Source organism: Gordonia sp. NPDC003504 (assembly GCF_053587995.1).
Window position 1 is genome coordinate 409,053 of the sequence record NZ_JBSFPC010000001.1, and the last position, 23,393, is coordinate 432,445.

The window sequence follows — 23,393 nt, forward strand, 5'->3', positions numbered from 1 at the left end:
GGAACCCACATGGCCGACGGACTGCACACCGACGTCACGTTCGTCGTCAACGGCACCGCAGTGCCCTTCGCGCCGGAACTCGGCGCCGACATCGGTATCGACATCAGCGGCGGACCACCCGGCATCACCGTCGGGGTCGATCACATCGTCGTACACACCGGCCTCCAGATCGATTTCACCGCAGCCGAATTAACCGTTCGACCGGTCATCACACCCCAGGCCCCCGACGGTGGGCACGCCGCGATCGACCTTGCCGGCATCACCGGTGGCGGCTACATCCGCCACAACAAGGCAACCCGCGAATGGCTCGGCGCGATCGCCGCCGACCTCGGACCCGTGGATGTCACCGGCCTGTTCATCATCGGCCACGTCGGTGGCGATCCCAGCATCCTGACGGTCCTCGGTATCCGCTTCACGCCGGGAATCCAACTGAGCTTCGGCTTCGAACTCACCGGTGTCGGCGGGCTCATCGGCATCAACCGCCGCGCCGACACCGACCTCATGCGTCACCGCCTGGCCGGTGGCGCCGTCGGCAACGTACTGTTCTCCGACGACCCGGTCGCCAGCGCCCCGGCGATCCTCGACGATCTGAGCAGGTTCTTCCCCGCCGCCGCAGGCACACTCATCGTCGGACCGACGCTGCAGCTCAGCTGGCTCTCCCCGATCGTCCGCGCCGACGCCGCCGTCCTGATCGAACTGCCCGGCCCGTCCAAGGTCGTCCTTCTCGGAACGCTGCGGGTGCTCATCGGTGCCGACGAGAACCTCGCATTGCTGTTCTTGCGCATGGACTTTCTCGGCGTCGTCGACCTGCAACGGCAGCTGATCTCCGTCGACGCCGCGCTGGTCAACTCCCACGCCATGGGTATCTTCCGCCTCACCGGCGGGATGGCGTTGCGGATCTTCTACGGCGCCAATCCATATGTGCTGCTGAGCATCGGCGGGTTCCATCCGCGGTTTGATCCGGGGCCGCTCGACCTGCCCGCGATCGCCCGTGTCGGGGCGGCGTTGGAGGCTCCGGTCGGGGTGTTTCTGCGACTGGAGATGTACACCGCGTTCACGCCGAACACGCTGCAGGCCGGGGCTCGGGTGCAGGCCGGAATGCGGTTGGGGCCGTTGAGTGTCGACGGCTTCTTCCAGTTCGACGCACTGATCACGTTCAAGCCGTTCACCTTTGACGTCGACTATGCCGCCGGCTTCGCCATCCGGGTGTTCGGTGAGACCTTCGGCAGCATCACCGTCTCCGGTCGCGTCACCGGGCCCGGACCGCTGGTGGTGGGCGCGCAGGCCAGCGTCAAGGTGTTGTTTGTGCGGGTGCGGGGCAGCGCCACCTTTGAACTGGGTGCACGCAATGGTGATTCCGTTCGTGCCATCCCCAGTCTGCTGACGGCGGTCGCCGAGGAACTCACCCAGCGCGAGAATCTCCGAGCCGAGGGCACCGACCCGTCCATTCGGTTACGCCGCAACATCGCTCGCCCCGAGAACATTGCCCTCGTCTCGCCGACCGGCACGCTGGTGTGGACGCAGAAACGCGTCCCCCTCGACACCGACGTCGACCGCTTCGAGGGAGCGCCACTGACGGGATCGGGACATCGGCTGCATGTCACCGCACCCGCCGTCGGTGGCACCACCGAGGCACGCGAATGGTTCAGCCCCGGATCGTTCACCGCACTGGATCTGAAGTCCTCACAGACGCTCAACAATCCGGGTTTTGAACGCCTCCCAGGCGGCATGCGGATCGTCGGCGGTGGGGCGGTCACCTCCGGGGATGCGGTGGCCGCATCGCTGACATTGCATCTCAGGAAGGTACCCGGCCCCACATCATCGCCCTTTCTCGTGACCGGCGTCGTCGGCTACCGGGTTCGCGGGCTCCTCGAGGCGGTGCGGGAGCGCGACACCACGCCGACGGTTGCGGCCCGCCCGGCAGCGGTCATCGTCACCGACGAGACCTTCCGGACAGCCGACGCCACCGGACTCTCGGCCCCCACCAGCGCTTTTCAGGCGTTCCAGCAGTCCCGGATATCCGTGACCGCATTCCCCGTCGCCGACGCCGACATCAGCGTTCCCCTGTGATCATCGACCCTCGAGGACTCAGCCATGCCTGATCCCGCCGGACTCTCGTTCACCAGTTGGCGGCGCTCCGCGCTGTACGGCCTCGCCCAGGCCGCACCGGTCGACGGCCGGCTCACCGGCCGGCTCGACCTGTCCATGACCGATACCGCCGAACCCGGCGTCACCACACCGGGATCGGTACCGTTTCACTTCATCGCGCCCCGCGACATCGACGGCATCGATCCACGCACCGTGCTGCACACCGCCCCGGCCGCCGGGGTCGTCGACGCGGAGACCACCAAGATGGTGCACATCGACTTCGCCGATCCCGCTCTGCCGTGGCAGTATTCGCCCACTCGGGCCGCCGGTGCGGCGCTGCGTCCGTGGATGGTGCTGCTGGTCGGGGAATCCGCCGACATGCAGATCGACCGGGCCGCGGGACGAATTCGGGTGCAGCCGAGTGTCATCGCCGACCTCGACCTCACCCGCTCACACCTGTGGGCTCACGTGCAGCGCGAGGACGGCCGCGGTGAGGTTGCGCGGTTGGTCTGCCCGCATCGCGTGCCGGGCGCCGCGGGCGGTGAACTCCTCATCGCCCATCGCGACTACACCGCCGCGGTGGTGACCGCGTTCGACGACGCCGCGGGTCCCGCGTGGACGGGTCCGATCGGATCGCCGATCGAGCTGACGTTGCTGTACTCGTGGAGTTTCCGCACCGGCGACTCCGGCGACTTCGAATCCATGGCCACCGCCATCGACCCGGCCGGCGCCGCCGGATTGGGCACCGCACCAATGCATTACGCACGTGACACAGTGCAGGCCGACGTTCATGTGCGGGGCGCGATCAGCACCCTCGCCGACGACACCGACGCCGAGATCACCCAGGTCGATCGCCTCCGCGACGACGTGGCGGCGCTGCTCGCCGACGCGGAGGTGTCGCACGATCCGTTGGGGCGCACGGTGATCGGCCCACCCCACTACGGACGCAGTTGGGTGGCCGATCCGCGCACCACCACCTGGGGCACCACCCTCAACGACGACCCCCGCCTGCGCGGTACCGCCGCCCTCGGTGTCCGGATGGGTCAGGACGCCCAGGACGATCTGGTGGCGGCCATTGTCGCCGAGTTGGGCGCCACCACCCTGGCAGCACATCTCATCGCCCACCTCGCCTTCGGCGTCGAGATCAGCGGATCACTCTGGCGGCGCAAGCTTCCCGACGACGCGACCGAACAGGTGGCGCTGCTCGCACCACTGCTGCGTCGACTACGCGCGACCAGCGGCGGGTCGGCGATGGAGGCGATCACCGGGGCCGAGAGCCCTCTGGTCCCGGAGGTGTTCTCCACCGCGGCCCGCCGCATGCTACGGCCCCGCACCGCACGCACCCGCCACACCACCGCACCGATCACCCATACCTCGGCCATCGGATACGTCAACACGTGTCGCCTCGATCCGGTGCCTGTCGGCGACGGATTCCCCGGCATCGACAGCGTCGCAGAGGCCCTCGGCGCACCACCCGCCGAGGATCTCCTGCGCGATCCGCGGCGCCACCGCGGTGTGGAGTTCCCCGTCGACATCGTGGTGTCGCTGCTACCGCAACCACCGAGACCACGGTGCGATCCCATCCATCTGGGTGGCGTCGCCGGGATGATCACCCCCGGGTTGGACCCTCGAGGACCGAACTCCCCCGGCCGTCGACGCGTCCAGTCTCGCATCCATGGCCTCGATATCGGTGATCTCCGCCCGCCCGAGTACCCCGCCGGCGTGGACTATCCCACCTGGATTCTGCTGCGCGACAGGGCCAAGGAATGGCTCCTGCCCGGCGTCGGCACCCTGGATCCCGATTCCGTGGTGGCGATGCAGACCAACCCGACGTTCATCGACGCCTTCCTGGTCGGGATCAACGAGCAGATACTCGGCGAGTTGCGTTGGCGCAACATCCCGATCGACCGATCGTCAACCCCGCTGTTGTCGTTCTGGCGGCACATCGATTACCGGACCGGTGCCCGCGTTGCCGACATCCGCGGCGTCGGCGACTGGGCCGACACCAGCGACCTCGGCGGCCCCGAACATCAGGTTCCGACCGGCGTCGACCACGGCGCCACCGGCGATCTGGTCCTCGTGTTCCGCACCGACCTGTTCCGCCGCTATCCCAAGACCCTGGTGTACCTGGTTCGCAAACCCGTACCCGACAATCCGGCAACCGTCGACCAATTACTGCGTCAAACACCGGGATTCCTCGATCCATCGGGAAGCGGCAAGCACATCGCACCCAACTTCCAGGGCACCATCAGCCGCGACATCGTCTTCTTCTCCTTCGACATCGACCCGGGCACCCTCGAGAAGTTCTGGGTGGTGCTGGACGAACCGCCCACCGAGTTGCGGTTCCGCCGATTCAGCGGAGAGGCCGACGACGCGCTGGCCGCTCCCCTCGGTGAATCCGCCACCACGTCAGCAGTATTCGCGAATGCCACCCTCGACCATCCGACCCGCGTCGCCTTCGACGGAGCCGACCTCAAGGCGCGTGGCCTGGCGATAGGAACTGCGTGATGACCGAGAGCACAGCGCTATTCGATGCACGGGTGGAGGCGGTGGCGTTCGCCATCCCACTGGCCGGCGGCGTCGAACCGCCCGAACTCGTCGGCGTTGGGTGGGTCATGCCGCTGCGCGAACAACTCGAGGTCGAGCGTCGGCTCCTGTCGGAAGCTCCAGCCGACGAACGGACCGACCGCTACGGCGAGGTCACCATGCTGGCCTGGCTGCAGCACCGCACCGCCGCTGAGATCGCCGACGCCGCGGCCAAGGACCTGGTCTATCAGGCGAACTCGCCCCACGGGTCGCCACCTCCGACCGTCAACCTCGTCGTCGCGGCCACCATCGCCGCCATGCATCCCGGACCGGGCACCTCGCCGGCGGATCTGCGCGCGGCAGTGGGCGATCCGGCCGTCGACAGCTTGGTGGCCATCGCCCGCGCGGACCGGTTGAGGGATCCGATCGAACTGCGGGCAGATCTCTGGCGTGACGTCGGCGTCCTGCTGCCGGTACGACTGGAAACCATTGTCGGCCAAGCCTCCCCCGCCGATCCGTGGATCATGCGACTGCGCATCATTCCCGATGAACCCAGCGTGCTGCGGCACGATCCCGTACCCACCGACACCGAGATCGCCCTCGTGACCGCCATGTGGCAGCAGCTCTACGACAGTCTCCCCCCAGCTGTTCAGCAGACGCCCTACCTCACGTGGTTGGATCACGACGAGCTCGTCGGTGCACCCTGGGAAACGTTGTGCAGCAGGGTCGGCGGCCCGCGGGCAGCCTGGTTGGTCGGAACATTCCCACCGAATCGGATCGTGGCGGGCCAGATCCACATCGACGCCGGAGCGGCCCACCCCACACCAGCGAATCGAGTGTCCGGGCTACCGCCGAGGATCGAGGTGTGGTGTGACTTCGGTGCCGGAGCAGAACGCGTCCACGTCATCGACGTTGCGCAGAGCGACCTTCCGTTTGACGTCGTCGGCGCGGACCTCGTCGTCGACGAGGATGGCGATCCAAGGGTGGTCGAGCCGACCGATCGGTGGTGGGTGTCGTTCGAGGCCGCCATGGAGGTCGGTCTGGGGGCGACCTTCGAGTTGCCGGCGGGGCATTCGCCGGATGACGTTGCGGCGCTGTATGTGGTGGGTATCGGCGATGACTCGCCGGAGGACCATTTCGCCGAACTCGTCAATGCCGGTGGGATGTCGCGAGTTCCGTTGGGTACGCCGACCAATACTGTCGACGGTGCCAACGCCGCCGATCTGGGCGCTGACCCGCAGACATGGCTGGCGATCGCGCGTCGACGGCTTCATGACGACCTCTCTGACCCGTGGGTGTCGCTGCCGCTGACCGGTGACGTCTTTCGTCTGGGTCCCATTCCCGGCAGAGGCGACTTCGACGGACCTGCCGGCCTGGATCGCCTCCTCGTCCAGTCGGCGTGGCCGGTGTTGTGGGGGCACCATTTCCGGGATCTGTGGGCGTTTGGTCCGGACACCGACCGACTCGGGCTCTGGGCCGCCACCAACCTTTCACCTCAAGGTCCCTACCCGCCCATTCGCATCAGCGAGCAACCGTACGGACTCCTGCCGACGTCGGTGATGGGTCGGTGGTCGGTCGACGATGAGGCAGACGCCGACTGCGAACCTCGAATGGTGGAGGTACTGAACCGCATTCGGGAGGTGGCCGAAACGGCCGCCGTCGGTGGATCGGGTGCTGATTCGCCGACCGCCGCCGGCGCCTCCCCGGACCGTCTGATGGAACTGATCGGCGTGGACGCGGTGTCCCACGACTACGTGTATCGGCCCTTCTTCTCGGCCGAACTGTGGCAGCAGCTCTACGTCAGTGCGGGCGCCGATCCCGATGCGTTCGAGAAGAAGGTGGCCGATGTGGTGGCGTCGGCGAAGGATCTCTACGCCCAAGACCCCGCCCGCACCTATTTCGGTGTCGGGGAGGCCACCAGCCTCGAACTCCCACTGGTCGTGCCCTCGCAGTGGCCGCACTGGTACACCGAGGAGATGCCGGTCGGCGAGGCGATGGCGCAGGTGCTGAAGGAGATAGCCACCGTCTCTGGGCTGGACCTGCCCCGCTTCTGGGGCGGTGAGCAGAGAGAACGGGGGATGATGCCCGACAGCCTTCTGATCCGGATGCTGTGGCAGTCCAAATTGACGGCCGAGGCCTATGTCGTGCGCGACTTCCTCAAACTCACCGACCCGATGCTCGATCATCCCTACGTCCAGCTGAACGGCACCGAATTGGGCGCCTACGCCTATCAGTACGACGAGACGCTCGGCTACAGCGGACCGGCCTACGATCTCGCGCGGACGATGATCGACGGCATCACGCAGCTCTGCGACATCGTGACCTTGCCGGGCGCCGTCGAGCAGCTCGAGTTCGCTCTGCGTGCCACCCTCGACACGGCCACTCACCGCATCGACCCATGGTTCACAGGTATGGTGTCGCGACGGTTGCGGGGACTCTCGGAGTCGCCGACCGCCCGCCACCGGCTCGGTCTGTACGGCTGGGTCGACGGGCCGCTGCTCGGGTCGCCCGGCCCCACGGATGCCGGTGTCCTGCATACACAGTCTCATGAGCAGGCGCTCACCGCGATCATTCTGCGTGACGCCGAGGTGCCGATGAGCCTGGAGTCGAACAGCATTCGGCTCGCCGACGAGATCGCCGACGAGGTGCGTATCGGTGCCCATCCGTTCGAGGCGATCGGACGCCAGGTGGAACGGGTGATCGCCGGCCACGACGACGTCGAGACGGTGCGGAAGCGGTTCCCGCTGCGGCTCGATCGCCCGGATGCGGCGCGAGTCTGCCACGGCATCGAGGCTCTCGACACGCTGCTCGGACCGACCGGCGGGACCGTCGTCGACATGGACATCGAGGGCCGGCGCGAGGGCTTGACCGCGATCCGCGAGGCACTCGACACCTACGGAGACCTGCTGGTCGCCGAGGGCGTCCACCAGGTGGTCAGTGGACGACCCGACATCGCCGGCAACGTCATGGATGTCGCCGCCGGGTTCGCCACTCCCCCGAAGCTTGATGTGGTGCGCACTCCGTTGACGGCGGAGGCGTTGCGTACCAGCGTGATCAGCGTTCTTCCCGCCGCCCCTGCGGACGGCGGTGACGGCCCGGCGTTCATCGCGGACCCCTCGGTGGCGGCGGCGATCGAGGCGCAAGCCGGGGCGGCCGACGAGTGGGTGTGGGTGGGGACGGCCGTCGACGGCGCGGCCGCACCGCGGGCCACGCTCGCCGATCTCAAGCTGACTCCCGCCGACGCCGCGGCACTCGCGCCGGATCTGCTCGCCGACCTCGCGGCGTGTGTGCTGGGTGGTCCGCCCGATCCCGTCGCCTCGACCGCACTTCGGCGGCATCGTCGGGCGACCGATGTGCTCGATTCTCTCGGAGCGCCGGCCTTTGTCGCCGACGTGGTGTCCGACGCTACCAGCATCTCCTCTGGGCAGGTCGCCGCGCTCGATGGGGCTATCACCGCCGATCTTCTGTTGCGATACAACGGGTTACGTGATGCCGCCACTACAGTCGCCGGTATGTTGTCGAGTGCCTCCGGCGGCGGTGACGCCGCCGCATGCGCGGAGGCACTGTCGTCGGCGCTGCGGTGGGGTGTGGTCCCGCACGTCGAGGGCGCGAGACGCCCCGCGGTGTTGTCGGCGATGCTGGGGGTGGCGCCGCCCGCCGATCTGGCGCCCGCGTCTGTCGTCGAACTCCGTGACCTGGCCGGCAAGGCAGCGACCGCTCTTACGGTTCGTGTCGACGCCGCGCCGGTACTGCCCGCGACAGCCCCGGATGCCCATGAGATCCCGCGTGCCGACGAGACGATCGCGCGAGCCATCGTCGAACTCGCCTCACCGACCGGACGAGTCGGGGTGCTGGCGTCGATGAAGATCGGAGATCTACTGCGGGTCACCGGGATCGATCCCACCGAAGACAACGATCTCGATGAGGATTGGTTGTCGGTGTGCGCCGCGGTCCGCCCGCACCTGGCTCGGGTCGAAGCGCTACAGCTCGAGGCGATGGTGCCGTCGGCCTTCCCTCCCCTGCTGACGTGGAGCAACTCGCGGGAGGATCATTGGCAGCGGGAGGCATTGGGCGACTTCGTCACCGCACGCAACCGGCGCGCTGACCCCAGCGGGTCCGTGCCACGGTTCGTCGCCGCATATTCGACGGATTGGCTGGATGGTGACCCTGAGGCACGTGTGTCGGTCGGACTGATCGACAGTTGGGTGGAGTCGGTGCCCCGTCCTGTCCAGACCACCACGGCGGCTTTCGGTTTCAATGCACCGGCGTCCCGCGCGCCCCAGGCGATCCTGATTGCGGTACCTCCCGATCTCAGCGAGTTCGGTGCTCCACTGGATGAGGAGTTACTCGTCGAGATCGTCGCCGACACCCGACTCAGTGCGCGGGCCCGCGCCGCCGGCCCTCATCAGTTCGGCGGTTTGCAGGCGGCGGTCGGGACCGCGATGTTCGCCGCCGCCTCTCCGACCGGGCTGCGCCTCGATCCCGACACGGGGTATCCGTGACCCCGTCTCTACGTGAAAGGACGCCGCTGCCATGGTGATTCGTGTGGACTGTCACTACCGTCTCGATCCACATCCGCGTCAGCAGGACTTCGCCGCGGGCTTCTCCGCCCGCATCGCCGATCCACTGTGGTTCCTGACGCGCCAATGGCAGATGGGTGAGATGCAGGGCGAGAACGCGAGTAGTCCGGTGCGCGTCGACTATTCGACAGTGACCACTCCGATCGGGCCGTCGCCGGTGGCGCCCGACACAGACCCGACCAAGGTGCCCGCCGAGGCGATCATCGAGGATGAGGACACCGGCTGGTGGACGATGGGGCGCCGGTTGCGGATCGGCCGGGTGCTCGCGGATCTGGTCGGCGACGTCGACGCGGAGTATCTGTTTTCCTCGCCGCCACCACCATACGAGAATCTGGTCGGCGCACCCGACGGCCTGGCGATGTGGCGTGATCCGGACCCGTTGGGCCTCGGCGACGCCCACTTCGCCGCGGTCGGCGTTCCAGCTCGGCGTGGATCTGCTTGGAAGTCTGATGAATTGGTTTATGGCGCCGAGTTTCCCACCGGTGGCGACGGATCGCCGACTCTGCTCGTGCCACGCCATCGGGGTGGCGAGGTGGACTGGTCGAGTGCCGATGCCTCCGGTGCCGGGTTCACCGGTGACGCGGTGGTGTCGCATGCGTATCCGGCGCAGTTGGAGTATCCGGGTGCGCCGGCGAGCCGGTGGTGGGAGATCGAGGACGCCGCCGTCGACATCGGTGGGTATCCGCCGGATAGTGCTCACCCGGTGACCGCCATGCTGATTCAGCTGATCTGCTCACACGCCGACGATTGGTTCCTGTTCCCGATCGACGTACCGGCCGGTCATGTCAGCTCACTCTTGGACGGGGAGATCGAGGTGACCGACTCTTTCGGATACACGTATACCGCACGGGTGCCGGATGATTGGTTCATGTTCGGGTTGTCCGGGGCCGATCCGTGGTCGCTGGTGGTGTGGCTTCGCGCACTCACCCCGGTGGAGGGGCCGGCCGTCGAAGAGGTGCTGTTCGGGCTCGACGAGTACAGCAATCTGCTGTGGGCCGTCGAGGAGCGTATCGACGGGCGGGAGGCGGCCCCGTCATCGAGGTCCGACGAGGCTCCCGCCGCTGCAGCACTGACGGTCGATCCCGGCGCGCGGCGCTACAACTATCTACCCGGGACCACACCGACTCCGTTCTGGCATGCGTACGGGCTGGACGAGGTCCCCGTGAACGAGCAGTTGCGACGACGGTTGGTACAGCGTCGAATTGCCGACCTGTCCGGCGAGGAGCCGACGTTGGTCGACGCGCCGGTCGCCGAGGTGTTGCGCGTGCACACCGCCGACGGCGAGAAGGTCCACGAGATCGAACCGGCGACCATACCGTCGATCGGTACCCGAATCGTTCGACGCCACAAGTTGGCTCGAGACGTGGACGGCAATCCGTGCCTGTGGGTCGAGCGGCAACGTCAGCCGGTGCTGCGACCACCCAGTCAACACGTTCGGTTCGACGAGTTCGTCGAACGGGGTCTCGACTGACTTCCGTTGACAGCGCTCTGAATTCCGTTGACATCGCTCTGAATTCCGTTGACATCGCTCTGAATTCCGTTGACAGCGCGTTCACGTCGAGGAGACGAGCGCCGTCAGTGAATGAGAGAGCGCTGTCAACGGGATTGGGCGACCCGAGGCCGGAACTGACGCCTATCCGGGGCCGATACGCACGAACCACGGCGACCCTTGCCCATTTCTAGACATCTGCCGAGTAGCCTTGCGGCAAAACCCCAGGTCACGGACGCCCGATACTCGACCAAGTGTCTAGAAATGGGCAAGCGAGGGCGGCGGTAGGCCGGTTACCTTCGCGACTTCCATGTCGCCGCCGTCGACCGGTGATAGAAGTCGGCCGATGTTGCGCGAGTGACGGGTAGGGAGATGAGCACCACCACGGTGGCGACGACAATGACGATGACAGCGACGACCATGATCAACCTCACGAGGTGTTGCAGGTGTACCGTCGTCCCCGACACGACCGGCGAGTTGGCGTCCATGATCCCGACCTCGGCGTGGTGCGACAAGCCCTTCGTGCACAAGCTAACTCGTCCGACCCGGCTGTGTCCGGAGTCATGCGGGCATCATCGCGGACCGCGCTCGTCACTCACCGACAGCATCGTCGCGAACCGCCATCTCACCCTCACGGCGCCCGCCGCGGATCCGACACGGTCACCGTCGCACCATCGGGGCGAACGCACTTGATGACGTAGCCGGTGTCGACGACCTCGGCGGCGCCGTAGATGGTGCAGTTCCAGCCGTCGACGGTGGCACCGTGATCGCCGCGGCGGATCCCGGGAACGTTGTTGAAGCGCTCGATGAGGGTGATCGCCTCGGCGCAGGACAACGCGCCGGAGGTCACCACCACATACGCCCGCCACTCGGGTGCCGGACCGCACGTGGTGGGTCCGGCCGGCATCACCGAGGTGCTCATGAGTTCCGGGGCGATCGTCAGGCTGCCGGCCTCGGGTTCGAGTTCGTCGAGCACCGTCGGCAGTTCGGACGCGTCCACCGACGACACCGGCATCACGTCGTCGACGGCGTCGGCATCACCATCGGCGGTCGCGGTGCACGCCGCCACCACGCACTCGGCGACCAGCGCAGTCGCGGACGCAAGTACGCGGCGGATGATCGACATGTGCGGTATTCAACCCGCCGCCCCGACAGTGTGCGCGTGCTCGTGTCGGATTCGTCCGTTCCGTCCACACGACTCCGCCGGTCCGGCCCCGAGGAAGTGGGAGCCGGACCGGCCGAGTCAAGGTTCGTTGCTACTTGGTTGCCGAGGGGAACGTGGCCTCGATGACCGTCCAGATCAGCTGCGCCAACGGTGTCGCGATCACCGCCGGAATCCCTTGTCCCTGAAGCGCAATGGACAGCAGCGGGATGGTGATCACCGACCAGTCGAAGTCGGCGAAGAACTGCTTGAGGGCGTCCTGGATGAAGTCCGAACCGAGGTCGGAGGACCCCGTCGACGACGACCCGGTGGACGTGTCCGGCGTCGCGGTGCCCGTGGTGCCCTCGCCGGTGGCGCCCTCGGTGGTGGTACCCGTGGTGTCGTCGTCGTAGGCGACCGCGGCGAGCACCGCGTGCTCGACGGTGAGCCTGTCGGCGGCGGTGGGTGTCACGCCACGCTGACCGTCGAGAACCCAACCAGCGGCGGCCGCGCCCGCGGAGTCACCGGCGGCGGCCGCGTGCGCGCCGATGGCGGTCCAGTCCAGACCGATCGCCGACTGCGTCGACGCCGGCACCGGCGTTGGATCGGCGAGTGCCGGACCCGCGGCGATGGTGGTGCCGATGGCTGCCGCCACGGCGAGAGTGGTTGCGCGCATGCGCATTCCAGAGAACATGAACAATCTCCCCCGAAGATTGATGTGGTGGATACTGAAATTACCTGTGCCGCAGATCAACTCGCGACACATGCTCCCTGGGCGAGGTTCCGGGCACGTGCCGCCGAGTTGGCGTAGTACGTGGCGGTACCCCCGTCAGGAAGTGTGACCTCGCAGACCTCGGTGGCCCCGATGGCGTCGAACTGCTCCTGGGTGATGACCTCCCCGGCGCCGCAGGGTCCACCGGTTGGATCGCCGACGACGACCACCCAGTACATCCCTTGGTAGGGCGGAGATATTGCGCACCAGACGATTTCGTCGCCATTGGCGGTGAGCTTCATGCCCGCGGGCAATTCAGCGGTGGTGGAAGCGGACGTGGGTCCGCTACTGAGAGGTGATTGGCTGCACGCAGACATGGTGAGCGCCGCGAAGACGCCTACGATTCCCGCGATGATGCCCCGACTCATCATCATGAGGTGAGCTTAAGGTGTGGATCGGTCGATCCACCATGCGTGCACGCGAGAGTGAGACAGGACTCGCTTCCAGTGTCATCGAGTGACGGGCACCACAGATGCGCGGGCGTCTCGGTGCGTCACTGCGCCGGGCTCACCGCTCCACCGGAGAGGGTGCGGTAGGCGTACGTCGACGCGATGAGGGTCACCGGGGCCGAGACGAGCAGTCCGACACCGCAGAGGATCGCGCCGACGATGTTGAGCACGATCACCACGACCGCGAGCAGCAACAGTGAGCCGACGTTCTTCGACGTCAGATTGAAGCTGGCCTTGAGTCCGTCGACCGCCGACAGATTGCGGTCGATGACGAAAGCGAAGGTGTACCAGAGCAGGAACGTGGCGATCAGGCCGGGAATGATGAGCAGGATGTAGCCGATCGTGGTGATCACCCACACGAGGATCGCCGCGATGAAGACGTTGCCGAGGTTGTTCCACTTGAAGAAGTCACCGATACCCGGCTTGCGGCCGTCGAGTTCGTCGAGCGCGCCGCGGGTGAACGCGGCCTGCACCAGCACACTGAGGATTCCCGACACCAGACCCGGAAAGATGTTCGACGCAACACTGGTCGACTGGTAGTCGAATCCCCTTGCCGCACCGTTGATCACCGCGACGATGATGAACGCGATCAACGAGATGCCGATCCACGTCCCGGCGTTGGCCTTGAACTTGTTCCAGCCGTAGCTCAATGCCGTTCCGAGGTCGAAATCGGCGGGGCCGGTGGCATATCCGCCGGGCGCCGCGGGCGGTGGCGGATACTGCCCGTAGGGCTGGTCGGACTGCGGTTGGCCGCCGTACGGTTGGTTTCCATATGGCTGGTTGCCGTAGGACTGATTGCCGTAGCCCTGGTTGCCGTATGGGTCCTCCGGGTTGGGCGTGCCACCAGGGTTGTTCGGGGGATAGGTCATGTCGCTCCTCGGTGTGACGGCTGTCCCGACACGCGGACGGTGACACGACCTGCGCTGGTATCGCAATGGATTGGTTCGAATCGATTCGGAATCGTGCCTTGGCGCGAGAGTCGGTAGGGCAGGTTCACACCGGTCGGTCAGCGACGCAGCAGCAAATCCGGCCATACTTGTTCACGATGCGTTCACCTGACCTCTTCCATGCTCTCGTGCTGCTGAACCTGCTCTTCGCGTGCGGGCTGTGGACTCTGCTGCGGCCGAGTATTCGCGCGGCCGCCGTGTTGGTGCTCGTGGCCGGGGCGTGGGTGATCTGGAATCGGCCCCTCGAGGGGGCCGTGCTGCTCGCCGTGACCAGCCATAACGGCCTGACCGAGTCGGATCTGCTGTCGCTGGTCGCGGTCTGGATCGCGGTGTGGGCAGTGACGGTCACGGCCCGCCGACGCACCGGACGGCACACCCCGACGCGGATGCGGTGACCTACCGCGCGAGCACCGACGCGGTGTATTTGGGTTGCCAGTCGTTGGTGAGCAGCGCGCCGAAGTTGTCCTCGCGGTTGTTGGCCGAGGTCCCCCAGTCGCGTACCGAGTAGATGAACGCGGGCCCGCAGTACCCGGAGTTCTTGGCGGCGCTGAGGACGTCGAGAATCTGGGTGGCCTGCTCCTGCTGACTGACCATCTCGTTGGCCCCGAATCCCAGCGACCCGGTGGAGCCCGACGAACTGGTGGCGTCCGAGGTGTTCGTCGGCCGGGTGGGCGCGCCCATCTCGGTGATCCAGATGCGCTTGTCGGAGTCACCGTTGGTCACCATCACCCCTCGGATCTGTTGTAGTTCCGTCCAGCCGTTGGGTGTCGCGGAGATGCCGCCGGGAAAGACGTAGGGATGCATTGCCGCGGCGTCGAAATAGCTTTTCGCTCCTGCCGCATAAATTTTCGTGACGAAATCCACGGCCCCGGCATCGGGGCTCATTCCGGCGGCCACCACCGTCGATTCGGTTCCCGGCAGTTTCTGTTTGATCGCGGTGTAGGCCGCTTTCAGCAGGGCCGTGTACTCGGTGGGATTCGACGGTGTCAGACCCCAGAATGCGGGCAGGTTCGGCTCGTTCCAGATCTCGAAGCGCGTGACATCGTCGTAGCGCGCGATCACCTTCTGCAGGAATGCGCCGAGCGTCGCGGGATCGGACGGCGGTGCGTAGATGCCGAGTTGCCCGGGTGCCGCGGCTCGCCGCGCCCACGTCGGAGTGGTGGTGACCAGCGCGAGGACCTTCAGGTTGCGTGCGCGGGCCGCGGCGACCAGCCGATCGGGGATGGTCCAGTCGTAGCTGCCCTTGGTGGCCTCCACGCTCGACCAGTCGATGAACACCCGCAGCCACTGCGCATTCGTCTTCGACACCGCGTCCAGTTCGCGGTTGACGTCGGTCGCGCTGAGGTACTGGGTGGCGGCACCCTGCGAGAAGCCGTAGCCGTCGTCCGGGGCGGGGACGTCGGCGGCGCGGGCGGCCGGGCCGCCGATCGTCGCGGCGATCAGTGCGATCACCACGGAAATGACCACGATGAATGTCGTCACCAATGTCCGGCACGTGATTCTGCGGGCATTCACTGCGAGCCTCCCGACGACTCTGTGGTCATTGTTTCGAAAGTCTATTCACGGCGTGGCGCGCTCGGTGGGGAAATGGCGTGACGGATCAGTGGACCCGTACGTGGCGGGACCGGCCAGGGCAGGTCGCATAGCATTGCCGGGTGGAGATGCCGGGCCTGCGACGCCGTGACCTGCTGCGTGCGGGTCTGCTGGGTGCGACGGGGCTGGCGGTGGCGGCCTGTTCGTCGACGACGCCGGCGGAGACCAGTTCCTCGGCGGCCCCGCCCCCGCGACGGTGGGGCGCATTCATTCCGTCGGTGATGCCGGTGGCCGGGACGACCCGCACTCCGCTGCAGCAGCTGACGAACCTGGCGGGTGCGCCACCGTCGTATGTGCACTGCTTTGCCGCGATCGGCGACGAGGTACCGCTACGCACGCTGTCGGCGATCACCGAGTTCGGCGCGACTCCCCTACTGACGCTGGAACCGTGGCGTCCCGACGGCGGGATCACCCAGCCCGCGTATGCGTTGTCGCAGGTGGCCGCCGGTCGGTACGACACCGAATTCGCCCGTTGGGGACGCACTCTCGCGTCGTGGGGCAAACCGGTGCTGCTGCGGTTCGCTCAGGAGATGAACGGGACGTGGTATCCGTGGGCGGTCGGCGTGAACGGCAACACCGCCGCCGACTACCGCGCCGCGTGGACGCGGATGCACACGGTGATCAGCGCGCAACGTCCGGGCACACTGGAGTTCGTGTGGGCGCCCAACACACTGACCCTGGGCACCAGTCCTTTTGACGACGCCTACCCCGGACCCAACCTGGTGGATCGGCTCGGCCTGGACGGCTACAACTGGGGTGATGTGCCCGGCCATCACTGGCAGAGCGCCCCCGACCTGTTCACGTCGGGTCTGGCGGCGTTGGCACGTCTGGATTCCCGCCACCCGATCCTCATCACCGAGGTCGCCGCCGCCGAGGGCGAGGGTCCCGACGCCAAGGCCAACTGGATTCGCGACTTCTTCGGTGTCGTCGAAAACCACTCGCGGGTGCAGGGATTCGTCTGGTTTCAGATGGACAAGGAACGGGACTGGCGTTTCAATTCGACGCCGGCGAGCCTGGCCGCGTTCCGGCAGGGACTGGCGACGATGGTCGGCGGCTGACCTGGCGGTTTGTCCGAATTGGTCTCTTCGGGGGACAGTGACACCTGCACCCGGACTGGTAGGAACACGGGAGATCGTGTGAAAGGCGAACAAGTATGACAACGCAGCAGTGGCCGCCGACTCCCCCGACCCCGCCGCCGGGTGATCAGCCGCCGACGGGTGGGCAACCGCCGTCGGGTGGGTCGTCGGGTGGGGGTAAGAAGCCGCTGCTCATCATCGGCGCCATCATTCTCGGACTGTTTGCGCTGCTGCTGTCGTGCGGGATCGGCGGGGTGATCGGCTCCGGCGGGGACACCGCGGCCGCGCCGAGCACCACGACGGTGACCAGTGTGTCGACGGTGACGGTCACCGAATCGCCGAGCACCAGTTCGAGGGCGTCGTCGTCGGCCCCGGCGTCGACCTCGGCGGTGCCGAACGCCAGTACGGTCCCCCGTGGGCTCATCCCGACCAGCACCGAGACCCCCGAGCCGACCACCACGATTCCCCGTGTGCCGACCACCACGCAGGCGCCGGGTGCGTACTACTCGAGTTGCGCCGATGCCCGCGCGGCCGGGGCGGCTCCGCTGTATCTCGGCGAACCCGGCTACCGGCCGGGCCTCGACCGTGACGGCGACGGGGTTGCCTGCGACCAGAATTGACGGGTGGTGAAAGCTGACCAGCCGGATACCGATATAAACGCGGTGTGAGAGGCCGCTCGTGTCGATATACGACACGAAGGCCCTCTCACACCGCGTTTGTATCGGCCTTCGGGGTGGGATCGGGCGGCGAGGCGCTACAACCGGGATGGCTCAGCCGATCAGAAACCATAATTGCTCCAGATAACCTGAGCGGTCCCGGTTATATTGGCCCACCGAGCAGTTCGTACCGACCAGCTCCCGCCGGCCGAGTTCCGACGAGCGTTGCCAGTCGGTGGTGTCTCCGACGAGCCGAGCTCGTCGAGGTCGAGGCTCTCACCGCAACACGACAGCCTCACCCGCCCAACAACTCCCAGCACCGTGCGGCCAAGCGGCCTCGACACTCGATCGTTCCTCGCGAGCACTCGGCCAGCGGGGTGACGATCGTCCAGGGGATTGATCTCGCCGCAACAGCACCAGCACCAGCACCAGCAACCGATATAAACGCGGTGTGAGAGGCCGCTCGTGTCGATATACGACGCGAAGGCCCTCTCACACCGCGTTTATATCGGCCTTCGGGGTGGGATCGGGCAGCGAGGCAATACAACCGGGATGGCTCAGCCGATCAGAACCATAATTGCTCCCGATGAGCTGAGCGGTCCCGGTTATATTGGCCCACCAAGCAGTTCGTACCGACCAGCTCCCGCTGGCCGAGTGCCGACGAGCGTTGCGAGTCGGCGGCGTAGCCGCCGGGGGGGGTTACGGTCGGGCGTTACGGTCGGTCGGCGGGGTCACCTCGCCCGATAGTCGAACCGCGCCTTGTCGAGTTGTTTGGTGAGGGCCGGACCGAGAACGCGTGCGGCGGTGGCGGTCAGGTGGGATTCGTCACGGTAGAAGAGAATCTTGTTGCGGGCCGGGAAGCAGGTATTGCCCTCGCACAGAAGATCATTGACCGACAGGGTGAGGATGTCGCGGTCGCCGCCGCGGGCCTGTTCGGTGAGGATGGGTTCGTGGCGGACGACGTCGTCGAGGTGGAAGTTGCATTTCGTCCAGTCGTCGAGGGCACCCGACATGCAGTCGGCGATCTGGAAATTGGGGTACGGGGTGTCGGCAAGGTAGACCAGTTCGGCACCGGTGTCGCGGAGCCGGGTGAGGCTGTCGTCCCAGGCCGCGGCCGACTCCTCGTAGGTGGGTACATACGTCGACAGTGACGAGAACACGATGACCTTCGGCTGGATGGCCGCAATCTGGTTGAGGGTGTCCTCCCGCCAGCGGATGCAGTCCTCCTTGTTGAACGGGTCGGGTCGTCCGCGTTGCGGCAGGATGTTCTGCACCGGGCAGGCCGCCTTGGTGAACTGGTAGATCCGCCAGCCGTGCGCATTCCCGATGTCGCGCACCGTCTCCGCCCACTGTTCGGCGTGCGAGTCACCGAACAGCACCACCGGGATACCGTCACCGGGCCCGAAGGCGCATTCGTGTGGTGGGCCGTACTCCCCCACCGGGACCAGGCATTCGTGGGGTTCGGGACGGTCGTCGTAGGCCTGGAACGGGTTGGGTACCACCGGTCCCGACGTGGCCGAACTCTCCTGCCCGAACACCGACTGATAACTCAACGTGGCGTTGGTGATGGTGTCCTTGCTGGCGATGTTGACGGTCACCACGCCGACGACCATCGCCGTCGCCAACCCGATGACCAGCCCGGTCAGCCCGACCGAGATGGACGCCGAATTGTTGCGCTTCAGTTCGGCATTGCGGATGATCGGCTCTTCGAAGTACAGCGTCGAGGCGGTCGCGATCAGCAGCGACACCCCGCTCACCGCGAGCAACGCGGGCCAGGTGGTGATCCCGGTCTGCGTCTCGAAGAGCACCAGCGCCGGCCAATGCCACAGGTACCACGAGTACGACACCCGACCGAGAAAACGCATCGGCGGAAACGACAGCAGGAATCCGGGGGCGAACCATGCTCCGGGACTGACCTGTCCGGACAGGATCAGCAGGGCCGCCGCCAGCGTCGGCAGCAGTGCCGCCGTTCCCGGGTACGGCGTGGAGGCGTCGATGAGGACCGCCGATGCGACGATGCCCGCGAGCCCGGCCCACCCCAGCAGGATCGCGAACGCTCGCGCCGACAGCGCTTTTCGCGACCACCACGCCAGCAATGGTTCGATCACGGCGAGCAGTCCACCGACTCCGAACTGCCAGACGCGGGTGTAGGTGGCCATGTACGCGGTGGCCGGATCGACCGGGGTGAGCCGGATCGCCCAGATCAACGACCCGATGGTCAACAGTCCGACGACCAGCGCGATGGACCAGCGGATCGAAAGGTGTCTGCGCAGTGGGGTTCTCGCGACGAGGATGGCGGCGAAGAAGATCGTCAGCGGCCACACGAAGTAGAGCTGTTCCTCGATGGCCAGTGACCAGAAGTGGGTGGCGAGGCTGCCGTCGATGGCGCCGGCGAGGTAGTCGGCGTTCTGCGCGATGAAGTGCCAGTTCGCGAGATTGGCTGCGGCGGCGAGCAAGTCGATGGCCTGTTTGAACACCCGCAGCAGCGGCATCGTCAGCATCGCGCCGATCAGCGACACCACGATCACCAGGGCGGCGGCCGGGATGATCCGCCGGAAGCGCCGGGCGTAGAACCCCTTGAACGACAACGATCCGCTGCGTTCGAACTCCCGGATCAGCAGGCCGGTGATGAGGAACCCGGAGATGACGAAGAAGATGTCGACGCCGACGAACCCGCCGTCGAGTCCGGGGATGCGGGCGTGGAACAGGACGACGAGCAGCACCGCGACGCCGCGGAGCCCGGCGATGTCGGTGAAGAACTTCGAGGTGTGCGGTGCGGTCACGACGTCGTCCACGGCAACATGATGTCGAAGACACCCAATGCCACCGCCCCGATGAACACGATGACGGCGGTGTAGCCCACCACTTCCCACGCGGTGATGCGGTTCCAGTTCGGTGCGGTCGGGCGGCGGTCGGTGATGGTCGGACGAGGAAGAGTGTCACGCGGGGGGACGTCGGAAGGCGGGGTCGGCTCCGCCGCACCGAACCGGTCGGTATCCACATCGTCGGGACCCATCTCGTATCCGGGCACGTCCGCGATCCGCGGAATGCGCTGGGTGGGATGGTCGTCGGGGTCGGTCCAGCCGTTCATGCCGACACCTTCGATCGTCCGCGGGAGAACAGGATCCGCATGAATTCGACGAACAGGGGGAGGGCGAGATAGGTGTAGACGCAGGCGAATCCGACCATCATCCAGAATGAGGCGAGTCCGTGGTAGCGGATGTCGCGCAGGATGAACACCCAGAACACGATCAGCGACGCCCCCAGCGACACCGCGCCGAGGATGCTGATGGAGCGGGCCAGCGAGTTGGACTTGCCGACGACTCCGGTGGGCACCCAACCGATTTCGCGGCCGATGATCTTGTGCAGGATGGCGATGGCGTGGGCGAAGCTGTAGGCCATCTGGATGCGCAGCACCTCGAATCGCCAGCGGGTGCGCGACACCAACGGGAACATCACCACATACACCCACAGCCCGAACAGGAACGGCACCAGCTGCCAGGGCCGGACGTCGTCGGGGAAGGCGGTCACCATGATGACGCCGGGCAGGAAGACCAGGAAGACGTTGAATGCGGTCGTCAGGTAGTAGAAGACCCCGGCCCAATGGGCCATCGCCTGCCGGAAGGTCATCCGTTTCGGCTCGGCCACAACGGTATTGCGCACCCGCGACAGCGATCCCATGCACCAGCGGTACTGCTGGTTGAGGAAGCCGGCGAGATCCGACGGGCACAGTCCCCGTGAGAGCACCACCGGCACATAGCGAATCAGGTAGCCGGCCTGCTGCAGGTGACGGCCGGTGTGCAGGTCCTCGCTGTGTTCGATGGGGGCGAACCCGCCGACCGCCTCGAGGGCGCTGCGCCGGTAGAGGGCCGATGTGCCAACGCAATTGGCGGCGTCCATGCGGTCGCGGGACGGCTGCACCCACCGGTAGAAGAACTCCTGGGTGGCGCCGGCGGTGCGTTGGATCCAGCCCATCGTCTCGGTGGTGGCGAAGCATTGCGGACTCTGCACGATGGCGACCCGCGGGTCGTCGAGGTAGGGCATCAGGTGCGCGAGGAAGTCGTGGCGTGGGCAGAAGTCGGCGTCGAAGATGATCACCACGTCACCGGAGCTCTGGGTGAATCCGTAACGGAGGTTCCCGGCCTTGCGGAGGTGCCCGCGGTCGGGGCGGAGGTGATAGCGGAATCCGAATTCGGCGGCGAGGTCGCGGACCTCGTCGGAGGCGGCGTCGTCGAGCACGTGCACGGTGAGCTCACCCGGCCAGCACAACGCCGCGACGTGAGTGTAGGTGGCGCGCAGGATGGCCAGGCTTTCGCCGCAGGTCGGCAGGAACACGTCGACGGAGGCGAACACCCCGCCGTCGGGAACCCAAGTGGCAGCACACTGTTGATGTGTGCGCCAGGTCACACGACGTCGGCTGAGGCCGGTCGCCAGGGACAGCAGGGTGCCGATGGCGTTGAGGCCCAGCACCACCAGCGCCGGCCACAGCCAGGGGTGCGCGGTGGCGAAGGCGGTCAGCGACCACGCCGACAACCCGAACGCGATCAGCAACGCGAGCTGCACCCATCGCATCTGTGGGCCCAGGTATTCGTAGATCTCGTCGTCGGCGGGCGCGACGATCGCCTCGGGGTCGGCACTGATTTCCGGCGGCATCGACTTGCGCCGCCGCCTGTCGTCGACAGCGTCGTCGTCGGTCCCGATTTCTCCCCCGAGAAGCACACCCACGCGAAACAGAATCATGCACCCGCAACGCCAATGCAATCCGGCGTCGGCGGGCCCGCTACCGTTCTCCGTGTGTTGTTGCGGAATCGGATGGCCGGTGCGGTGGTGGCGGTGTGCACCGCGATCGTCGTCGTCGGCTGCGATTCCGCGGCACCGGAGGCCGTGCACTCCCCCGCCGCGGCACCCTCGCCGGCGGCGGCGACCCTGGCGGCGCGCGGGCAGGTGGTGTCGTCCACCGATCCGCTGACCGCGTGGTCGTCGTACCTGCCGTCGGAGACGCGCGCCACCCGCATCGTGTATCGGTCGGTGTCCGGGGTCGACGGCGCGGCCACCACCGTCTCCGGTGCGGTGTTCGTTCCCGGCGGCGACCGGCCCGCGGGCGGCTGGCCGTTGATCGCCTATGCGCACGGCACCACGGGTGTGACCCGCGATTGCGGGCCGTCCGACCGCGCGGACATGTTCGGTGACATCCGGGCCGTCGCCGGCTTTCTGAACTCCGGATATGCGGTGGTCACGACCGATTATCAGGGTCTGGGCGAACGCACGAGCGGGCCGGCTCACCCCTATCTGGAGCCGCGGACCGCGGGCTACAACGTCATCGACGCCACCCGCGCGGCACGGTCGGTGGAGCCGACGATCGGCCCGGAGTGGGTGGCGGTCGGCGCCTCTCAGGGCGGCGCGGCGGCGTGGGCGAGCGCCGAGGAGTTCGCCGGTTACGGTCCGGGCGCCGGGCAGTTGGTGGGAGCGGCGGCGACGGTGCCCCTGCTCGACGCCGGTTACCTCGTCGATCGCGCCCAGTCGGGCGAACTGACGCCGTCACAACGGTGGCTGTATCCGATTCTGGTGAAGGGCGTCGCGCAGGCGAATCCGCAGCTCACCGCCGGGGATTACCTACACGGGGCGGTCGGGCAGAACGTCGACGCGCTGGTGTCGTGTTCGGGGGAACGCTCGGGATTGACCGACGAGGTGAACGCCGCCGACGGCGACGCCTTCATGGCCGATGCCGCCGACGCCGACCGGCTGCGGGGCGTCCTGGACTCGATGTCGTTGCCGCGCACCCGAACCGACGTGCCCATCCTCGCGATGTACGGCAGCGTCGACGAGATCATCCCGGTCGACGTGATGGAAGTCACCCTCGGTCGGGCGTGCACGCTCGGGGACACCGTGACGAGGGTGCGTCGCGAGGGGCAGGGGCATTCGCTGGACCCCGGTGCACTGCTCGGACAGTGGATCGCCGCGCGTTTCGCCGGACAGCCGGCCACCGGTGATTGTTGAGGCGAATTTCCCGGACGAGAATTCCCTCGATCGGACCACACGACGGCGACGGTGAATCGGGCAGTGATTCCCGGGGCCC

General features: G+C 67.0%; 17 protein-coding genes. 8 read left to right on the forward strand and 9 right to left on the reverse strand.

Going from position 1 to position 23,393, the window contains the following annotated elements:
* Positions 1 to 9: 9 nt before the first annotated feature.
* From ACWDPV_RS01815 to ACWDPV_RS01830, 4 genes are read left to right on the forward strand one after another with little or no spacing between them, the layout of a single operon-like run.
* Positions 10 to 2,070, forward strand: a complete 2,061-nt coding sequence (locus tag ACWDPV_RS01815) for a DUF6603 domain-containing protein (protein WP_449741534.1) — start codon at positions 10 to 12, stop codon at positions 2,068 to 2,070.
* Positions 2,071 to 2,094: 24 nt separating this feature from the next.
* Complete coding sequence (locus ACWDPV_RS01820) at positions 2,095 to 4,596, forward strand: hypothetical protein (RefSeq protein ID WP_449741535.1); 2,502 nt, start codon at positions 2,095 to 2,097, stop codon at positions 4,594 to 4,596.
* Complete coding sequence (locus ACWDPV_RS01825) at positions 4,596 to 9,116, forward strand: hypothetical protein (RefSeq protein ID WP_449741536.1); 4,521 nt, start codon at positions 4,596 to 4,598, stop codon at positions 9,114 to 9,116. The genes ACWDPV_RS01820 and ACWDPV_RS01825 overlap by 1 nt, the downstream gene beginning before the upstream one ends.
* 31 nt (positions 9,117 to 9,147) lie before the next feature.
* Positions 9,148 to 10,665, forward strand: a complete 1,518-nt coding sequence (locus ACWDPV_RS01830; protein ID WP_449741537.1) for a hypothetical protein — start codon at positions 9,148 to 9,150, stop codon at positions 10,663 to 10,665.
* Positions 10,666 to 10,976: 311 nt separating this feature from the next.
* Here ACWDPV_RS01830 and ACWDPV_RS01835 read toward each other — a convergent pair whose 3' ends face one another.
* From ACWDPV_RS01835 to ACWDPV_RS01855, 5 genes are all read right to left on the reverse strand, one after another.
* Positions 10,977 to 11,171, reverse strand: coding sequence for a hypothetical protein (locus tag ACWDPV_RS01835; protein ID WP_449741538.1), 195 nt, complete (start codon positions 11,169 to 11,171; stop codon positions 10,977 to 10,979).
* A gap of 143 nt (positions 11,172 to 11,314) precedes the next feature.
* Entirely contained in the window at positions 11,315 to 11,809 is a 495-nt protein-coding gene (locus ACWDPV_RS01840) for a hypothetical protein (protein WP_449741539.1), read from the reverse strand.
* Between the two features lie 130 nt (positions 11,810 to 11,939).
* On the reverse strand, positions 11,940 to 12,500 hold the full coding sequence (locus tag ACWDPV_RS01845) for a hypothetical protein (protein WP_348805064.1): 561 nt from the start codon (positions 12,498 to 12,500) through the stop codon (positions 11,940 to 11,942).
* Between the two features lie 74 nt (positions 12,501 to 12,574).
* Positions 12,575 to 12,970 carry a hypothetical protein gene (locus tag ACWDPV_RS01850; protein WP_449741540.1) on the reverse strand — a complete coding sequence of 132 codons (396 nt, stop codon included), beginning with the start codon at positions 12,968 to 12,970 and terminating at the stop codon, positions 12,575 to 12,577.
* A 119-nt stretch (positions 12,971 to 13,089) separates the two neighbouring features.
* Positions 13,090 to 13,914, reverse strand: a complete 825-nt coding sequence (locus ACWDPV_RS01855) for a hypothetical protein (RefSeq protein WP_449741541.1) — start codon at positions 13,912 to 13,914, stop codon at positions 13,090 to 13,092.
* A 176-nt stretch (positions 13,915 to 14,090) separates the two neighbouring features.
* Between ACWDPV_RS01855 and ACWDPV_RS01860 the strand changes: the two genes are divergently transcribed.
* On the forward strand, positions 14,091 to 14,387 hold the full coding sequence (locus tag ACWDPV_RS01860) for a hypothetical protein (RefSeq protein ID WP_449741542.1): 297 nt from the start codon (positions 14,091 to 14,093) through the stop codon (positions 14,385 to 14,387).
* A 1-nt stretch (position 14,388) separates the two neighbouring features.
* On the opposite strand, the gene ACWDPV_RS01865 is transcribed toward ACWDPV_RS01860, so the two are convergent.
* Positions 14,389 to 15,474: a hypothetical protein gene (locus ACWDPV_RS01865; RefSeq protein ID WP_449741543.1), complete on the reverse strand. Its 1,086-nt coding sequence runs from the start codon at positions 15,472 to 15,474 to the stop codon at positions 14,389 to 14,391.
* 179 nt (positions 15,475 to 15,653) lie between these two features.
* Between ACWDPV_RS01865 and ACWDPV_RS01870 the strand changes: the two genes are divergently transcribed.
* Positions 15,654 to 16,643, forward strand: coding sequence for a glycoside hydrolase family 26 protein (locus ACWDPV_RS01870; RefSeq protein ID WP_449741877.1), 990 nt, complete (start codon positions 15,654 to 15,656; stop codon positions 16,641 to 16,643).
* A 95-nt stretch (positions 16,644 to 16,738) separates the two neighbouring features.
* Positions 16,739 to 17,281, forward strand: coding sequence for an excalibur calcium-binding domain-containing protein (locus ACWDPV_RS01875; RefSeq protein WP_348805071.1), 543 nt, complete (start codon positions 16,739 to 16,741; stop codon positions 17,279 to 17,281).
* Positions 17,282 to 18,048: 767 nt separating this feature from the next.
* On the opposite strand, the gene ACWDPV_RS01880 is transcribed toward ACWDPV_RS01875, so the two are convergent.
* From ACWDPV_RS01880 to ACWDPV_RS01890, 3 genes are read right to left on the reverse strand one after another with little or no spacing between them, the layout of a single operon-like run.
* Positions 18,049 to 20,112 (reverse strand): acyltransferase family protein, encoded by a 2,064-nt coding sequence (locus tag ACWDPV_RS01880; protein WP_348807714.1) that lies wholly within the window; start codon positions 20,110 to 20,112, stop codon positions 18,049 to 18,051.
* Positions 20,097 to 20,408, reverse strand: a complete 312-nt coding sequence (locus ACWDPV_RS01885) for a hypothetical protein (protein ID WP_348807713.1) — start codon at positions 20,406 to 20,408, stop codon at positions 20,097 to 20,099. Before ACWDPV_RS01885 ends, ACWDPV_RS01880 begins: the two co-directional genes overlap by 16 nt.
* A complete protein-coding gene (locus ACWDPV_RS01890; protein WP_348807891.1) occupies positions 20,405 to 21,970 on the reverse strand; it encodes a glycosyltransferase family 2 protein in 1,566 nt (521 codons plus the stop codon). The genes ACWDPV_RS01885 and ACWDPV_RS01890 overlap by 4 nt, the downstream gene beginning before the upstream one ends.
* Before the next feature lie 159 nt (positions 21,971 to 22,129).
* Between ACWDPV_RS01890 and ACWDPV_RS01895 the strand changes: the two genes are divergently transcribed.
* Positions 22,130 to 23,314: a lipase family protein gene (locus ACWDPV_RS01895; protein ID WP_449741878.1), complete on the forward strand. Its 1,185-nt coding sequence runs from the start codon at positions 22,130 to 22,132 to the stop codon at positions 23,312 to 23,314.
* The last annotated feature ends 79 nt before the right edge of the window (positions 23,315 to 23,393 follow it).

Coding starts and splice junctions, on each gene's coding strand:
- ACWDPV_RS01815 (WP_449741534.1), top strand. CDS start 10: ATGGCCGACGGACTGCACACCGACGTCACGTTCGTCGTCAACGGCACC.
- ACWDPV_RS01820 (WP_449741535.1), top strand. CDS start 2,095: ATGCCTGATCCCGCCGGACTCTCGTTCACCAGTTGGCGGCGCTCCGCG.
- ACWDPV_RS01825 (WP_449741536.1), top strand. CDS start 4,596: ATGACCGAGAGCACAGCGCTATTCGATGCACGGGTGGAGGCGGTGGCG.
- ACWDPV_RS01830 (WP_449741537.1), top strand. CDS start 9,148: ATGGTGATTCGTGTGGACTGTCACTACCGTCTCGATCCACATCCGCGT.
- ACWDPV_RS01835 (WP_449741538.1), bottom strand. CDS start 11,171: ATGGACGCCAACTCGCCGGTCGTGTCGGGGACGACGGTACACCTGCAA.
- ACWDPV_RS01840 (WP_449741539.1), bottom strand. CDS start 11,809: ATGTCGATCATCCGCCGCGTACTTGCGTCCGCGACTGCGCTGGTCGCC.
- ACWDPV_RS01845 (WP_348805064.1), bottom strand. CDS start 12,500: ATGCGCGCAACCACTCTCGCCGTGGCGGCAGCCATCGGCACCACCATC.
- ACWDPV_RS01850 (WP_449741540.1), bottom strand. CDS start 12,970: ATGATGATGAGTCGGGGCATCATCGCGGGAATCGTAGGCGTCTTCGCG.
- ACWDPV_RS01855 (WP_449741541.1), bottom strand. CDS start 13,914: ATGACCTATCCCCCGAACAACCCTGGTGGCACGCCCAACCCGGAGGAC.
- ACWDPV_RS01860 (WP_449741542.1), top strand. CDS start 14,091: ATGCGTTCACCTGACCTCTTCCATGCTCTCGTGCTGCTGAACCTGCTC.
- ACWDPV_RS01870 (WP_449741877.1), top strand. CDS start 15,654: ATGCCGGGCCTGCGACGCCGTGACCTGCTGCGTGCGGGTCTGCTGGGT.
- ACWDPV_RS01875 (WP_348805071.1), top strand. CDS start 16,739: ATGACAACGCAGCAGTGGCCGCCGACTCCCCCGACCCCGCCGCCGGGT.
- ACWDPV_RS01885 (WP_348807713.1), bottom strand. CDS start 20,408: ATGAACGGCTGGACCGACCCCGACGACCATCCCACCCAGCGCATTCCG.
- ACWDPV_RS01890 (WP_348807891.1), bottom strand. CDS start 21,970: ATGCCGCCGGAAATCAGTGCCGACCCCGAGGCGATCGTCGCGCCCGCC.
- ACWDPV_RS01895 (WP_449741878.1), top strand. CDS start 22,130: ATGGCCGGTGCGGTGGTGGCGGTGTGCACCGCGATCGTCGTCGTCGGC.